Below are 15,501 nucleotides of genomic sequence, written 5' to 3'. Positions count from 1 at the left end.
TGGTGGATCTCGTAGGCCGTCGTCACCGCATGGCCGTACCCGACACCGGTCGGGCGCCCGACCTGCTTGTCGGCGAAGAACCGCACCGTGACCGGCAGCAGTCCCAGACCTGCGACCGAGCCCGCACCGGACTCCACGTCGTCGTCCAGCTCCGTGGCCAGCATCTGGTAGCCGCCGCAGATCCCGAGCACCGGTCGGCCGCTCTCGGCGCGAGCCCTGACCACCGCGGCGATCCCCGAGGCCCGCAACCATGCCAGGTCATCGACAGTCGCTCGGGTGCCTGGCAGCACGACCAGGTCAGCGGCCTCGACCTCACCAGGTGAGGTCGTCCACCGGACGGCCACCCCCGGCTCAGCGGCCAGGGCCTCGACGTCGGTGGCATTGCTGGTTCGGGGCAGCCTGACGGCCGCCACCCGCAGGACATCGTTGCCGTGCGGCGGACCGGCCGAGGGCAGGACGTCCTGCTGACTCAGGGAGTCCTCGACGTCGAAGGCGACCCCGGCCCGCCAGGGCACCACGCCCAGTGTGGGCCGCCCGGTCAGGTGCCTCAGGCGATCCAGGCCAGGGTCCAGAATCGCCTGGTCGCCGCGGAACTTGTTGACCACGAACCCGCTCACCAAAGACTGGTCCCGCTTCGACAACAGTGCGACCGTGCCGAACAGACCCGCGAACACCCCGCCCCGATCGATGTCGGCGACCACGACCACGGGCAGGTCACGGGCATCGGCCAGTCCCATGTTCGCCAAGTCGGTCGCTCGTAGGTTGATCTCGGCGGCGCTGCCGGCACCTTCACAGACCACGACGTCGAACCGCTCGGCGAGGTCGTCGTAGGCCGCCAGTGATACGGCCTGCAGCTGCGGGTGCAGCTCACGGAACCCGGCGGCCGTGACGTCGGTCAGGGGGTGCCCGCGCAGCACGACATGGCTGCGGCGGTCACTGCCCGGCTTGAGCAGCACCGGGTTCATCGCAGTCTCGGGCAGCACACCGCAGGCTGCCGCCTGGGCACCCTGTGCACGGCCGATCTCGCCCCCGTCGCAGGTCACGACGGAGTTGTTGCTCATGTTCATCGCCTTGAACGGGGCGACGGAGACACCGCTGCGGTGCAGCCACCTGCAGATCCCGGCGGTCAACACGCTCTTGCCGGCATCAGAGGATGCGCCCGCGACGAGCAGCGAGCCCTTCATCGAAGGGCCGACCCTGGAGTCAGATCTTCAGTGACCGCCGCACGAGGCGACGGCACGCCGTCAGTTCGGCGGTCGCAGGAAGCCGGCGTGCTGTGGTGATCGTCGGGTACGAACCCGCGCACAATCGAACATCTTCAGGTCTCCTCGGGTGTCCTCGCCCTGGGGTGCAACCTGACGGCCGAAGTATCCTGGCTCCCGGATCAATACTCTCCCCCGGCCTTCCAACCGCTCACACGGCCGTGACGTTCGAGAGGGGATCGCTCCTCGGTGACAGTGGCGGGACCGCGCCGGATTCACACCGGACTTCCTTCACTGCCGTCAGAGCATGCAGCCAACCACAGCCGCTCCGGCACGGTCAATCGGGCCCAGATGCGCGCAGTGGCAGCGGCCGCGAGCCCTCGACCCGGACTTGGGCGGCTGCACTCGCCCGGCCACACGAGACTCACCGGTTCACGATTGACCGGCGCAGGCGGCGGCCCTACAGTCCTCGGAAGTGACGGCGCAAGGAAGCCGGTGAGAACCCGGCGCGGTCGCGCCACTGTGAACGACCTGCCCCTGTTGGGTCGGGTCGTGAGTCAGACACTTCCCGTCACTGCACTCCGTTGGCTGAGGGACGCACGATCCCCTAAGGAGATACCCGTGAGCAGTTGGTCTGTACCCGTCCGCGTCGCCACTCCGATCGTGATGCCGGTATCGAGGGGTGTCGCCTGGCTGAGTGGCGCCGTCGTGGTCGGACTGGCCCTGTATTACTTCACCGGTGTGGACCAGGGCGCCTACTCCGTGTTCGGCGCTGATGCACACGTGCACGAGTTCGTCCACGACGCCCGACACTTCCTCGGCTTCCCCTGCCACTGAACCCGCCGGGCAGAGGACAACCGAACATGGAACGCAAGCTCGTCCTGCGCGGCATGCTCGCCGGTGCTATCGCCGGGGTGGCCGCCTTCGTCTTCGCGAGGATCTTCGCGGAGCCGCAGATCCAGGCCGCGATCGACTACGAAAATGGCCGGGACGCGGCACAGCAGGCATTGGACAAGGCCTCTGGACTGCCGACGGTGATCCCCGGAATGGAGATCTTCAGTCGCGCCGTCCAAGCGGACGTCGGCATCGGTACCGGCATCGTGGTTGTCGGCATCGCGATGGGCCTGCTCTACTCGGTCGCCTACGCCTTCTGCCTGGGCCGAGTCGGTCGCCTTCGCCCACGCACGCTGGCGATGCTGACCGCCCTGGGGGGCTTTCTCGGCACCTACCTGGTGCCATTCATCAAGTACCCGGCCAACCCACCCGCCATCGGCCACCCGGACACCATCGGGCAGCGGGGCAATCTCTACCTGGCGATGGTGGCCTGCTCACTGCTGCTGCTGGTCGGCGCGACCGTTCTAGGCAGGCGGTTACAGCCGCGCCTGGGGACCTGGAACGCCACACTCGTCGCCGGCACAAGCTACGTGGTCGGGATCGGTGTCGTGATGACCCTGCTGCCACAACTCGGTGAGCTCCCGGCCAATGTGTCGACCTACGGCCACCACGCCACCGAAACACCGCTGCCGTTGACCGATGCCAAGGGCACGATCGTCTACCCAGGCTTCCCAGCCGACATCTTGTTCTCCTTCCGGCTCTACTCGGCCGCCGCCCAACTCATTCTCTGGACGACCCTCGGCCTGATCTACGCACCCATGGCAGAACGGCTACTCACGCCGCAACCACCCCGAGCGACAGCTGCCACACCGAGAGAACCCAACCCGGTCGGCGCACCCTGACGACCCGTGACCACCAGCACCCCCGAGGGTGACCCACCGGCCCTGCTCGACCGGCTCACCGTCTTGGGCCCGTTCTTCGCCCTGAACACCCACGACCCTCACACACCGGCCCGACCACCATGGCGTGCCCTGTCCGACCTCATCGACGATCCGGGCCTGCTGCGCGCACGCGTAGGCGACGCCCGCGACCACCTCGCCGCGGCCAGCGGCCGCCCGAGACGAACCGTGGAACTGCGTGTCGCCGCCTCCGTCGTGCACCTCGGCATCTCCGCTCGCCTGATATCCCCAGCCCTGGCTGTCGCGGCGCTGGCAGACCTCACACCGCCTTTCGCCCTTGCCTCACTTCGATGGCAGAACGTCCTGGGCGGCGCCTTCCCGATGTCGATCCCCCACCAACAGCTTCAGCCAAGTCCTGACAACCGACCCGCCCACGACCAGTGGCCCGCCATGCTGATCGACGGCCCCATACGCCAACTGGTCCAAGCAACCTCCGCACTCTCGGTCTCCCCCCGCATCCTGTGGGGCAACGTCGCCTCCGCCGCGAGTGGCGCTGCCAGCGTCTTGGCGAGCGCCGGCCCGGATGTAGCTCAGCGAAGTCGAGGCCTGGCCGCCCTTCTGACGAGCCACCCCTCACTGCGTGGAGCCGGCCACGGCGAGCCCGGGATGGCGACATTCCGGCGACAAACCTGCTGCCTGATCTACCGCATCGCAGGAACGTCCAGGCACACCAGCCTTTGCGGGGACTGCGTCCTCCGAAACCGCGTCGAAGGCCCGACACCTACGCCTGAATGATCCGTTCCGGGCGAGGACGGCGATTCCATCGCTCGAAACCTGCAGACAGGCGCCGGGCGAGATCGCCTCAAGGCTCCTGGCTTCTCGCGCGGGGGTGAATGCCGCCCGGGTAGCGATCATCGACATCATGTCGGCGAAGCCCGCCTCATCTCAGGCTCCGAGGTAGTGAAGGAGATCTGGGATGGGAACGACGACCCGTCGTCCCAGCCGCAGCAGCCGGACCGGGAACGCCTGGTTCTTGACGAGCTCGTAGGCGAGGGTTCGGCCGATGCCGATGATCTCGGCGGCGGTCTCGAGGCTGGTGGTCAGACCGAGAGCTCGGACCTCGTCGGGGGTCCAGGCACGTCGCTGCGTCGGCCCGACCGGCGACCGACCTCTGCTGGCTGGCTCAGTGTGCGACATGGCGTGCCCTCCCTGTCCCGAGCAGGAGGATGACGCGGTGCCGCAGCGTCGCGGATCCGGACGCTTCGGACTGGCCCACTGCTTCTGACTCCAGGTCGTGCATGCAGACGACGTCCTGGAGCACCGGCAGTCCAACGGTGGTAGCGGCGGCGAGCAGAGTTCCGGTCCACGTGATGCCGAATTCGAGGGCCGCAGTCGGATCGAGCAAAACGGCCACGCGCCCCATCTGCGCCAAGATGCCCTCGGCCCCGGCGAATACCTCGCCGGCCGTGCTGAGCCATGAGTGATCGCCCGGACGGGGCCAGCGAAGCACGACCAGGTCCGCGGGTCGGTCCGGCGGGGTGTCGATCGTGGTCAGGTCAACGGCCAGGTAGCTGCGCCCGAGCGCGAGGGCTGCCGCTCGCAGGGTGGGGTCCTCGTCGAGATCGATGACGGTCCCGCTGGCGGCGGTGGCCATCCGGATGAGGTTGTCCGCAGCGCGCTCACCGAGCGGAACGCGACCGTTGATCGCCTCCGCAGAAGGCCCGGACTGCGGCTGTCGCGCAGGCGGCGTCTCAGGTCCGGGCTGGTGGGGGTGGTTGTCGGTCATGGTGTTCGGGGTTCTGCCGGTGACGTCGTGTTCACGCCTACCCATGGCTCGGGTTCCCCACCGTCCGGGAGCGTTCGATGGAGGCAGCCGACCAACCGGCACCAACGGGATCGCACCCGGCTCATGGCCTCCAGGGACGGTTGGCCAACCGGTTGGAGTGGCGTGAGCCCATGGACGGGCGTCGGCGGCATGCGCCGACCTCTACTGATGGAGATCGTCATGACCCACTTGGAGCACGCTCTCGAGGAACGCGACTGCGCATCACCGTCACGGGAATGGCCGGCAAGCCCGTTGGACGCCGCGCAGCGCGCATTCGAACTGCTCACCGCTCCCCCGAAACCGTTGACCTTCGACGGCGGCCGGATCGACTGCCTGCCTGATCGACCAATCGCCGTCGACCGGCTGCGGCGGCTGTTGATCGACGACGCGACGCCTCGAACGGTCAGAGACGCGGTGTGGCGCGAGCTTGTAACCCTGGCCCGCAGCGGCGACCCCGCGTGGGTGCTGGCCGTGGTCGGGTTGGCCATCCCGGGGCTTCGTCGCCGGGCTGGCCGGCTGGCGTTCGGCTGGCACGGCGAGACCGCCGACCTGGACGCCGAACTGTTGGCCGGGTTCCTCGATCGACTGTCCACGATCGACCTCGACGGAGCGAACATCTGCTCCCGGTTGATCGACGCCGGCGCCCGCGCCGTCCGCCGCGCCCGCAACAGCGTGCGGGACAACGACGTCATCCGGGTCCAGGAAGCGTGGGGCCCACCACCGAGGCCCTGGGGTCACCCCGACTGGGTCCTGACCCGAGCGCTCACGGCCGCGGTGATCGACCCGGAAGAGTGCCTTCTCATCTCCGCCACCCGCCTGGACGACGTCCCACTCACGGTGGTCGCCGACCGGCTCGGGGTCACGGTCGATCTGGCAGCGTCGTGGCGTCGCGACGGCGAACGCCGCCTGGTCGCGGCTATCCGGTCCGGCGATCTGGACTGGGTGGCCCTGTCCCCCGCCGGGTGACTGGTTGGCCAACCGTTGACTCACGGGCGCCTCGACGTCGTCCGGTTGGGTGGCGTTGCCGGGCCGTGGGTGGGCGGAACCAGGTGTGTGCCTCTGGTTCTGGATGCCACCGCGGAGCCGGCGACGGCGGTCGAGTCGGTGACCGTGTTCACGCCTCGGACCGCATCAGAACCGCTGACGTGCCTCGAAGGGAGGGACGGGTTCTGCTCGACCGCCGTCCACGCCCGCGGTGGCATCCCCACACCCGACTTACGGATTCTGCGAGCTCGACGAGGAGGTGACGTCCCGGTGCATACGACAGCGGTCTTGATGCTCGCGGCGGCCGCGGACCTACCCACCGTGATCAACAACGCGACGGGGTGGCTGGTCGGGATTCTCGCTGCCCTCGCCACCTTCTTCCTGACCCTGGGCGGGCTGCGTTATATGGCCGCCGACGGCAACCCGTCCGAGGTCGAGCGAGCCAAGAGCGCCCTGCGGTCGGCAGCCATCGGATACGGGTTGGCGATCCTGGCGCCGGTGGTACTCACCGTTCTGAAGCAGATCCTGGGGGTCTGATGATGGGCTGGTTGTTCGATCAGGCCACCGCCTGGCTGCTGGCCTTCACCCGCGACACCCTGAACCAGACCTGGGCCCTGCTGGTCGCCACTCTGTTCCACCTACCCGACGTCACCGGCCTCCCTCAAGTCGCCGCCGTCTCGGGCCGGGCACTGGCGATCGTGAACACCGGCTTCGTCGTCGTCATCATGACCGTGGGCATCGTCGTGATGACGCGTGACACCGTCCAGTCCAGATACGGGCTGGCCGAGTTGGCGCCCCGAATGGTGATCGGACTGGTCGCGGCGAACTTCGCGCCACCGATCTGCCAGGCCATCACTACCACGGCGAACGCGCTCGTCGAGGCGCTGACCGGGCAGGGCATCGCCTCCGAACGCTCCCTGGCTGCGTTGCTGCGCGTGGTGACCGGCGCCTTGACGAACCCAGCTTCCGCATTGCTGGTAACCCTGATCGGGCTGACCATCGACGTGCTCTTGGCGTTGCTACTGGTCGGCTGGATCGCCCGATTCGTCGCACTCATCGTCGCCGTCGGCGTCGCCCCCGCCGCCCTGGCCTGCCACGCCCTGCCCTGGACCGAACCGATCGCCCAGGCCTGGTGGCGCACCATGGGCGGCCTGTCGATCACCGTCGTCCTGCAAGCCGTGGCACTCAACACCAGCCTGGCGATCTTCCTCGACCCGGCCGCGAACCTGCCCAGCTACGGCATGCCGTCGGACCCGACCGGGCTGTTCAACCTATTTATCGTCGCCGTCCTGCTGTACGCCACGGTGCGCATCCCCGCGCTGGTGCGCCGCCAACTCACCCCGGGCGGGCGTCCGAATCTGGTCGGCACCATCCTTCGCTTCGTCGTCGTCCAGCAGCTCACCCGCGGCCTCGGCACCGGACTGCGCACCGCCTTCGGCGCCGGACGACTCGCCAAGTCGCGGCCCCCGGGGCCAAGCCGCGGCTCCGGCGGGACTGGCGGACCAAGCCCTCGCCGCGGCGGTGGCCCCGGCAGGCCGCCACACGGCGGCGTTCCTCCTCGGCGCCCACCATCGGGACCAGGTCGAGCCCCAGCCCACCCAAGTTCAGGAACGGGCTCAGGCCCAGCACCCGCTCGCCCGAGGTCCGCCAACCCCTCCGCAACGTCGGCTCCGCCACCCTCCGGTGTTCCGGCCACGTCCGCGACACCTGTCACCGCAGCGAGCCCTCGGCCCACGGCAGGGGCGTCGACCCGCGAGCGCAGGCCAGACCGCTCCCGACAACCCGCGATCCCTCCGGCCGCATCCCCACCGGTGATCTCGACCTCGCCTTCGCGTCCTGTCCCGTGGACAGCCCCGCGCCGGCCAGCTCCTGCCGCACCTGAACGTCCATCCACTGGGAGGAGGCGCGATGAACCGCGTCGTCGATGAGTTGCCCGTGCAGGCCCGGATCCCGGCCGACCTGGATGCCCCCGACCGGATCATGCTCGGGTTGACCACCCGGCAGGTCGCGGTCCTCGCCGTCGCCGTGGTCCCGATCTACCTCGCCTGGCAAGTCCTCGCCGGCCGGGTGCCCATTCCAGTCCTGGTCGCTACGACCAGTCCGGTTGCCGCGTTGGCCGCCGCCGTCGCCATGGGACGACGTGACGGGGTCAGCCTCGATGCCTGGCTGCTCGCTGCGCTCACCCATCGCCGCGGCCCGCGCCGGCTTCTGCCAGTCCATCCATCCTCAGGGACGCCGGACTGGGCGCCCCTGACGACCACGAACCCCACGGCGGAGACGGGCCGGTTGGGTATGTTGCGGCTGCCGACCTCGGCGATCGACGACGACGGCACGCTCGTCACGGGAGCGACCGCAGTCGCGTTGGTCGCCTCGACCACGGTCACCGCGAACCTGAACAGCTCGGCGGAACAGGCCGCCCAGGTCGGCGCCTTCGCACGGTGGCTCAACGCCTTGACCAGCCCGGCGCAGATCGTCCTGTCGACGACGCGACTCGACCTCGGCACTCACGCTGAACGCGTCGTCGAGCAGGCCCACGACCTGACCTCACCGGCCCTGGCCGGTGCTGCCGTCGACTACGCCTGGTTCCTGCTCGACTTGATGGAGTCCCACGACCCGCTCCAGCGAACCGTAACCATCGCCGTAACCAGCCCCAGCGTCAGCCGAGCCGGCACCGTGGGATCGGACGTGCAACGCCGAGCTGCCGCGACCGCTGATGCTCTGTCCGCTGTCGGAGTGCGCTGCCGGGTCCTCAGCGCCGGCGAGGTTACCGCCGTCCTCTCCGCGGCAGCCGACCCGTACGGGTCCACCGATGCCACCAGCCCCCGTACCGCCCCCGGCATCCCGGTCACAGCCACCACCACCGCCTGGGACGAGTACACCGACAGCGCCATCGACGATCTCAGCCTGGACGACAACCTCGCTGACGAGCCCGCCGGACGCCCAGCCTCCTGGGGGCGGCGGTGAGAGCTTCGCGGGCTTCCGACCGGGCAAGGCGAGACGGACGACGCCGCGGTCACCGCCGCAGCGACCTGCTCGCGGGCCGGGCCGACGGCCCAACCCTCGCGGAGGTCATCGGCCCGTCAGCGGTGACCACAGCCGGTGGCTACGTGCGGGTCGGCGACGGCTACGCGGCCACCCTGATCGTCTGCGGCTATCCGGCCGAAGTCGGCATCGCTTGGCTCGAGCCACTGCTGGCCTGGGCCGGCAGGTTGGACGTCGCGGTCCACATCGACCCGCTACCGACCGAGGTCGCCACGGGCAGGCTGCGGCGGCAACGGGCTCGATTGGAGTCCTCCCGCCGCATCGACGCTGACCGCGGCCGACTCGACGACCCCCTCGTCGAGGCCGCCGCGGATGACGCCGCCGCCCTCGCCGACCGGTTGGCCAGAGGGCAAGCACGCCTGTTCCGGGTCGGGCTCTACCTGACCGTTCACGCCCCCACCCGGGCGCTCCTGGCGGACGCCGTTGCCGAGGTCCGCGCGGCAGCCGCCTCCGTCCTGCTCGACACCCACCCCGCAACCTGGCGCCAACTCCCAGGGTGGTGCTCCACCCTGCCCCTCGGCCACGACGGTCTGAACCAGCGGCGGGTGATGGACACCGACGCTCTCGCAGCCGCGTTCCCGTTGGCCTGCCCCGATCTACCCGGGCCACTGCCCGGCGAGGACGCCACACCCGGGGGCGTCCTCTACGGAGTGAACACCGCCTCCGGCGGGATCGTCTGGTGGGACCGCTGGGCCCAGGACAACCACAACGCGGTCGTCCTGGCCCGCTCCGGCGCCGGCAAGTCCTACCTCGTCAAGCTCGATGTGCTGCGCCAGCTGTACGACGGCGTCCACGTCGCCGTGATTGACCCCGAGGACGAGTACACCGCCCTGGCCGCAGCCGTCGACGGACGCGTGGTCCGCCTCGGCGCTGCCGAGGTCCGGGTCAATCCGTTCGACATTCCCAGCGGGCCCACCCCGCGCGATGCATTGACCCGGCGAGCGCTGTTCCTGCACACCCTGATCGGCGTCCTGCTCGGCGAACAGCCGCCACCGCAGGAACGAGCCGCACTCGACGCCGCGATCACCGCCACCTACACCGCCGCCGGCATCAGCCACGACCCGTCGACCTGGACCAGGCCGGCGCCCGTGCTCGCCGACCTCGCCGCCGCCTTGACCCGGATCGGCGAGACCAACCCGGCCGCCGCGACCCTGGCCGCCCGACTGTCACCCTGGGTCGAGGGCGCCTTCAAGGACCTGTTCGCCGGACCCACCACCACCAACCCCAGCGGGCACCTCGTCGTCTGGTCCACCCGCCACCTCCCCGACGAACTACGCGCCGCCGGCATGCTGCTCGCCCTCGACGCCATCTGGCGCGACGTCGACCAACCATCCCCGCCAGACCCGTCAAAGGGTCCAACCAGCGCGCACCGGCAAGCCCGGTTGGCCAACTCGGTGAGTCGGGCCACCCGACGGGTTGGCCAACCAGGCGTCCGATACCTACCACCCCGGCAGGCGTCAGACCTCCGATTGGGACCACAACGCCGACTGGTCGTGGTCGACGAGGCCTGGACGCTGATGCGCGAACCCGACGGCGCCCGGTTCCTGGCCCGGATGTCCAAGTCAGCCCGCAAACGCAACGCCGGGATCACCGTAGTCACCCAGGACGCAGCCGACCTGCTCAGCTCCGACCTCGGCCAGGTCGTCATCGCCAACGCCGCCACCCAGATCCTCATGCGGCAGGCACCACAAGCCATCGACGCCGTCGCCGACGTCTTCCACCTCACGACCGGCGAAGCCCGACTGCTACTCGCAGCACCCCGCGGTGAAGCTCTGCTCGTCGCCGGCGCATCCCGCGTCAGCTACCTCGCCATCGCCTCCCCCACCGAACATGCCACCGTCACCGCCGTCCTCAGCAGCGAGCCGGACGACGACACCGCGGCGGCGACGTGACACCGCCGATCACCCCCGCCGGACTGATCGCTGCCCACGCCCTCACGCTCGCGGCCGTCCTCACAACGGCCATCTGCGGAGCTGGGGGCTGGCAGCTCGCCGGGCGCGCCATCCGAACGCGACGGCACCAACGACTCCTCACCGGCGCACAACAGGTCCTCATCACCCCACCCGCGACCGTCGAAGCGGATGGTGCCGCAGCCTTCTGGGCGAACCTGCACGGACTGCTCATCCCGTCCCGACGGCGCCGCCTGCGGACCGGGGCCCCTCACGTCAGCCTCGAATACCGGTGGACAGGCCGCCACCTGCAGATCCTGCTCTGGGTCCCCGGCACCGTCCCCGCCGCACCGATCGCCGCCGCAGTCGTCGCCGCCTGGCCCGGCGCCACCACCCGCATCGACCCCGCCGTCACGCCCCTCCCCACCATCCCCGCCAGCGACAGTCCGCGAGGCCCGCGGGGTCAACGGTCGGCACGAGCGACGGGCGGGGCCCTTGTCCCCGCTCGGGCGCACTGCTACCCGATCGCCACCGACCACCAGAGCGACCCAAAGCGCGCCCTACTCGGTGCCGCCTCCCACCTGCGAGGCACCGAGGCCGCCTGCGTCCAGGTCCTGGCCCGACCGGCCAGCCCCCGCCAGATCGCCCGCCTGCGCGCCTCCGCTGCAGCCATCGCGAGCGGACGACGCACGAGTCGCGGCCTCCCCGAGGCGGCTGCCGGGTTGCTCGCCGGCACCCTGACGGGCCTGCTCAGCCACCCGCCCCGAACTACCACAGCTGCAGGTCGGAGCACAGCTGCCGACCCCATGCAGCGTCACGACAACACGGAGGTCCTGGCCAAAGCCAACGGTCCGCACTGGGAGATCGCCCTGCGGTACGCCGTCGCCCACACCGCTGCTTTGGTTGACGGCACAACATCGGCACCGGATAGTCCACTGCGGCGCCGACAGAGACAGTCCGACGCGATAGCGCGACGCCTGATCACGCTCGCCCACGCAATCGCAGCCGCGCATGCCGTCTACGCGGGCAGCAACAGGTTCCGGGCGCTTCCCATGACTCACGCAGACCGTGTGCTCGCTGACCGGCGACTTCACCGAGGGTTCCTCGTCGATGCGGCCGAATTCACTGCTCTCGCCGCTCTCCCGACAGACCTCGCAGTGTCTGGGCTTGAGCGGGCCCGTGCGAAGAGCGTCCCGGCGCCCATCGGTGTGCCGGCCGGTGGTCGCGGCACCAAGGTCCTCGGTCGGGCCGCCGTCGGCGGGCACACCGTCGCCCTGCCGGTTGTCGATGCCCGCCACCACCTGCACGTCCTCGGTTCGACCGGCGTCGGCAAATCCACCTTGCTCGCCCACCTCGTCCTCGACGACATCCGCGCCGGCCGAGGCGTCGTCCTCATCGACCCCAAGGGCGACCTCGCCCGCGACGTCCAAGACCGCATCCCCGACCACGCCCTCGAGCGGCTCGTGGTCATCGACCCCGATCAGCCCACCAAGAGCGCCACTCTGAACCCGCTCGAGCTACGCCCCGGCGGCGACGAAGACCTCATCGTCGACAACATCGTCTCGATCTTCGCCGCGATCTTCCAACGCCACTGGGGACCTCGCATCGACGACGTCATGCGCGTGGCCTGCCTGACCGTGATGCGCCACCCCGACCCCACTCTGCTCACCGTGCCGCCGCTGTTGAACAACAGGCAGTTCCGTGCCCCGTTCACCGTCGACCTGACCGACCCCGAAGGCCTCAAAGGCTTCTGGGAATGGTTCGAAGCCACGCCACCCGCGCTGCGGGCCCAAGTTACCGGCCCCGTCCTGGCCCGGCTCCGGGCCTTCCTGTTGCGCGACTTCGTCCGCGCCACCATCGGGACACCAAGATCCAGCGTCGACATGACCCGCATCCTCGACCGCGGCGGCATCCTCATCGCGCGCCTGCCAAAAGGCCAACTCGGCGAAGAGACTTCCCGGCTGCTCGGCTCCATGATCTTCGCGTCGGTCTGGCAGGCCGCCACCGCCCGAACCCGACAGTCGGAGCCTGGCCGCCGGGACGCCACCGTCGTGATCGACGAGGCCCACAACATCCTCAACCTCGCCGGCTCCGTCAACGACATGCTCGCCGAAGCCCGCGGCTACCATCTCTCGCTCGTCCTGGCCCATCAGCACCTCGCCCAGCTCCCCCGCGACACCCAGCTGGCGATCTCCGCCAACGCCCGCAACAAGATCTACTTCACCTGCTCGCCCGAAGATGCCCACGCCCTCGCGCGGCACACCCTCCCCGAACTGGACGAACATGACCTCGCCCACCTCGACGCCTACACCGCTGCCACCCGGCTCGTCACCAACGGCCGGGAGAACCCCGCATTCACGCTCCGCACGAACGAGCTTCAGCCCGCTCAACGCACAGCTGCGGACACCAGCCGTCCCACCCCGATGCCGCTCGCGCCTGCGAAGGTGTCGGACAGTTGACCGGAGGCCCCGCGGCAACACAGGCACGATGCGGACCGATATCGCCAACTGATTGAGAACGCCGCCAATATTGACCGACTGGGTCAGTTATGAAACAGTCACATCATGCCTCGTCGGATGCCGCCGGACCGGTTCGCCGCTGTGGTCGCGGCGTCTGCACAGGTGTTCGTGGCGCATGGGTTTCAGAGGGCGCAGGTGCAGGACGTCGCGGACGTGCTCGGGGTCAGCAAGGGCGCGCTGTACGGGTACGCGACCGGCAAGCTCGCGCTCTTCTCTGCGGCGTTGAGGTACGCCGACGGGGTCGAGCCGCTGCCGGACCGGTCGATGCTGCCGGTCGCACCAGGGCTGCCCGGCGACCTCGCGGCGGTCGTCCGGGGCAGGCTCGCCGCGCAGCTCCCGGACCTCGAGCTGACGGCGGCACTGTTGCGGGACGAACCACCAGACGGCGTCACGGGGCCGCAGGAGCTCACCGCGGTGGTGGCCGACCTGTACCGGCGGCTGTCCGCGAACCGGTTCGGGATCAAGCTGGTCGATCGCTGCGCGCCGGAGTTCTCCGAGCTGGGGCAGGTCTGGTTCGAGGACGGCCGCTCCCTGCAGATGGGGGCGATGGCCGACTATCTGCGTCGGCGCGGCGCCAGCGGCCACCTGGTCGTCCCCGGGGTGGTCGAGCTGGTGGCCCGCACCGTCGTGGAGCTGTGTGTGCTGTGGGCGGTACACCGGCACTGGGACCCCGCCGGCACCCCGGTCGGCCTGCCCGCCGGCCGGGAAGACTTCGACGACGACGAGGTGGTCGACATGCTCACCCAGCTCCTGGCCCGCGGGACGGCGCCCGCGCCGTCTGTCGCTACCAAGACCGGTGGGCGACGGTGACGGCGGCGGGGACGCACGTCGCGCACCCGGTGTTCGCAGCGCTCTACACCCGGATGGCCCGCGGCATCGAGGCCGGTCCCGTCGGCGCGGAACGTCGGGCGCTGCTGGCGTCCGCCAGGGGCGTGGTCGTCGACCTCGGGTCGGGGGTGGGGCTGAACCTGCCGCACCTCGGCCCGGCCGTGACCGCCGTCCACGCGATCGAGCCCGACCCGCACATGGTCCGCCGGCTCACCCCGAACTTGCCACCGGGCGCGGTCGTGCACCAAGTGGGGGCCGAGACGCTGCCGTTGGATGACGCCAGCGTAGACACCGTCCTCGCGACGCTGACCCTGTGCACCGTGCAGGACCCGACCGCCGCAGTCGCGGAGATCCGGCGCGTCTTGCGGCCGGGTGGACAGGTCCTCGTCCTGGAGCACGTGCGGTCCCTAGACCCGGCTCTGGCCGCGTGGCAGCAACGGCTGCGGGTGCCTTGGCGGTGGTTCGGCGCCGGCTGTAACCCAACCCGGGACACGGCCGCCACGTTCACCGCAGCAGGCTTCGACACCGGCGGGCTGCGACGGATCGACGTTCCCGGGCTGCCGGTGACCCGGGAGTGGGTCACCGGCACCTTGTGGGCGCCATGAGCCGCGCCTGACGTGACTCAGCGAGCAGCGACGGCACGGGCGACAGCGGCGGCCAGGGTGAGCGCTGCGCCGGCGCCGTTGGTGTCGCCCTTCTCGAAGTCGTCGCCGGCGACGGCCATCGAGTTGGTGACGTGGGCGATGCAGACCACGTCGCGATCGCGGGCGGCGGCGTAGGCGTACAGGGCTGCGGCCTCCATCTCCACACAGATAGCACCGGCGTCGACGGCCACGGCGATCGCTGCCTCGGTCTCGCGGTAAGGCGCGTCGGTCGTCCACGACGAGCCGCTGAACAGTGTGCCGCGTGGGGTGGTGAGGGGTGCGAGTGCTGCGGCGAGGTGGCCGGAGAGGTCGGACCAGGTGCTCGGTGGTTGGTAGTGCAGGCTCGTTCCTTCGTCGCGCAGGGCGCGGTCGATGAGGACGAAGTACGGCGGGTCAGCCAGTGGCGCAAGCTGGCCGGCGGAGGTGATGCTGACGACGAGGGTCGCTCCGCTGACGGCGAGCTGCTCGGCGACGAGGACCGCGAACGGGGCTCCGACCGCGCAACCGACGACGCCCGCGCGCAGGCCGTCCCACTCGGTGGTCCACATCTGGGTGTGGTAGCACGCCCAGCCCGGCTCGAGGCGACCGCGCCCGGTCTCGACGAGGTGGCGGACGACGTCACCGTCGGGGTCGAGGAGGCAGACGTCCGGGACGGGCCGGTCCGACAGCTGCTTCTGCCGGCGCGCCTCGCGCAGCAGGTTCTCCGGCCGGAAGACCGACGGCTCGGCGTACGCCTTGCCTTGGAGCAATGGTGGTGCGCCACCGGTCGACGCGAGCTTCACGGTCAGGGCTCCTCTCGGCCGACACATGTCGCCAGTCCAGGTGCGTGTCTGCT

15 protein-coding genes and 2 riboswitches are annotated in these 15,501 nt (G+C 70.1%); of the genes, 11 read left to right on the top strand and 4 right to left on the bottom strand.

Annotated elements, in window-relative coordinates; all coding sequences use genetic code 11:
• Positions 1-1,184: cobyric acid synthase (locus ECOMGDLI_RS01330; RefSeq protein ID WP_088312835.1), on the bottom strand; the 1,184-nt coding region annotated here is incomplete at its 3' end.
• A gap of 161 nt (positions 1,185-1,345) precedes the next feature.
• A riboswitch (cobalamin riboswitch) is annotated at positions 1,346-1,536 on the bottom strand.
• A 101-nt stretch (positions 1,537-1,637) separates the two neighbouring features.
• A riboswitch (cobalamin riboswitch) is annotated at positions 1,638-1,790 on the top strand.
• Between the two features lie 78 nt (positions 1,791-1,868).
• On the opposite strand from ECOMGDLI_RS01330, the gene ECOMGDLI_RS01325 reads away from it, so the two are divergent.
• Genes ECOMGDLI_RS01325 through ECOMGDLI_RS01315 form a run of 3 tightly spaced genes read left to right on the top strand, consistent with a single transcriptional unit; the run spans position 1,869 to position 3,730 of the window.
• The gene (locus ECOMGDLI_RS01325; protein WP_088312856.1) at positions 1,869-2,039 is read left to right on the top strand and encodes a CbtB-domain containing protein; all 171 of its coding nucleotides are present in this window, start codon (positions 1,869-1,871) and stop codon (positions 2,037-2,039) included.
• Between the two features lie 26 nt (positions 2,040-2,065).
• Positions 2,066-2,938 carry a CbtA family protein gene (locus ECOMGDLI_RS01320; RefSeq protein ID WP_088312833.1) on the top strand — a complete coding sequence of 291 codons (873 nt, stop codon included), beginning with the start codon at positions 2,066-2,068 and terminating at the stop codon, positions 2,936-2,938.
• A 6-nt stretch (positions 2,939-2,944) separates the two neighbouring features.
• On the top strand, positions 2,945-3,730 hold the full coding sequence (locus ECOMGDLI_RS01315) for a (2Fe-2S)-binding protein (RefSeq protein ID WP_088312831.1): 786 nt from the start codon (positions 2,945-2,947) through the stop codon (positions 3,728-3,730).
• A 150-nt stretch (positions 3,731-3,880) separates the two neighbouring features.
• On the opposite strand, the gene ECOMGDLI_RS35175 is transcribed toward ECOMGDLI_RS01315, so the two are convergent.
• Both ECOMGDLI_RS35175 and ECOMGDLI_RS01305 read right to left on the bottom strand, forming a co-directional pair.
• Positions 3,881-4,132 (bottom strand): hypothetical protein, encoded by a 252-nt coding sequence (locus ECOMGDLI_RS35175; RefSeq protein ID WP_088312829.1) that lies wholly within the window; start codon positions 4,130-4,132, stop codon positions 3,881-3,883.
• A complete protein-coding gene (locus ECOMGDLI_RS01305) occupies positions 4,119-4,721 on the bottom strand; it encodes a hypothetical protein (RefSeq protein WP_143447415.1) in 603 nt (200 codons plus the stop codon). The genes ECOMGDLI_RS35175 and ECOMGDLI_RS01305 overlap by 14 nt, the downstream gene beginning before the upstream one ends.
• Positions 4,722-4,928: 207 nt before the next feature.
• Between ECOMGDLI_RS01305 and ECOMGDLI_RS01300 the strand changes: the two genes are divergently transcribed.
• The 8 genes from ECOMGDLI_RS01300 (at position 4,929) to ECOMGDLI_RS01255 (ending at position 14,627) form a co-directional block, all read left to right on the top strand.
• Positions 4,929-5,726, top strand: coding sequence for a hypothetical protein (locus ECOMGDLI_RS01300; protein ID WP_088312826.1), 798 nt, complete (start codon positions 4,929-4,931; stop codon positions 5,724-5,726).
• A 309-nt stretch (positions 5,727-6,035) separates the two neighbouring features.
• Entirely contained in the window at positions 6,036-6,281 is a 246-nt protein-coding gene (locus tag ECOMGDLI_RS01295; RefSeq protein ID WP_088312854.1) for a pilin, read from the top strand.
• A complete protein-coding gene (locus tag ECOMGDLI_RS33550; protein WP_158220834.1) occupies positions 6,281-7,672 on the top strand; it encodes a hypothetical protein in 1,392 nt (463 codons plus the stop codon). The genes ECOMGDLI_RS01295 and ECOMGDLI_RS33550 overlap by 1 nt, the downstream gene beginning before the upstream one ends.
• The gene (locus tag ECOMGDLI_RS01275) at positions 7,653-8,708 is read left to right on the top strand and encodes a PrgI family protein (protein ID WP_088312818.1); all 1,056 of its coding nucleotides are present in this window, start codon (positions 7,653-7,655) and stop codon (positions 8,706-8,708) included. Before ECOMGDLI_RS33550 ends, ECOMGDLI_RS01275 begins: the two co-directional genes overlap by 20 nt.
• 65 nt (positions 8,709-8,773) lie before the next feature.
• Entirely contained in the window at positions 8,774-10,678 is a 1,905-nt protein-coding gene (locus ECOMGDLI_RS01270; protein ID WP_369812693.1) for a VirB4 family type IV secretion system protein, read from the top strand.
• Entirely contained in the window at positions 10,675-13,134 is a 2,460-nt protein-coding gene (locus ECOMGDLI_RS01265) for a type IV secretory system conjugative DNA transfer family protein (RefSeq protein WP_088312816.1), read from the top strand. Before ECOMGDLI_RS01270 ends, ECOMGDLI_RS01265 begins: the two co-directional genes overlap by 4 nt.
• A gap of 105 nt (positions 13,135-13,239) precedes the next feature.
• Positions 13,240-14,004, top strand: coding sequence for a helix-turn-helix domain-containing protein (locus ECOMGDLI_RS01260; protein ID WP_088312814.1), 765 nt, complete (start codon positions 13,240-13,242; stop codon positions 14,002-14,004).
• Between the two features lie 53 nt (positions 14,005-14,057).
• A complete protein-coding gene (locus tag ECOMGDLI_RS01255; RefSeq protein WP_143447413.1) occupies positions 14,058-14,627 on the top strand; it encodes a class I SAM-dependent methyltransferase in 570 nt (189 codons plus the stop codon).
• A gap of 17 nt (positions 14,628-14,644) precedes the next feature.
• On the opposite strand, the gene ECOMGDLI_RS01250 is transcribed toward ECOMGDLI_RS01255, so the two are convergent.
• Positions 14,645-15,475, bottom strand: a complete 831-nt coding sequence (locus ECOMGDLI_RS01250; protein WP_088312810.1) for a nucleoside phosphorylase — start codon at positions 15,473-15,475, stop codon at positions 14,645-14,647.
• Positions 15,476-15,501 lie beyond the last annotated feature (26 nt).

The organism is Kineosporia sp. R_H_3 (assembly GCF_002198675.1).
In the GTDB taxonomy this organism is placed as follows: Bacteria; Actinomycetota; Actinomycetes; order Actinomycetales; family Kineosporiaceae; genus R-H-3.
This window is presented reverse-complemented; position numbering and strand designations above follow the sequence as displayed.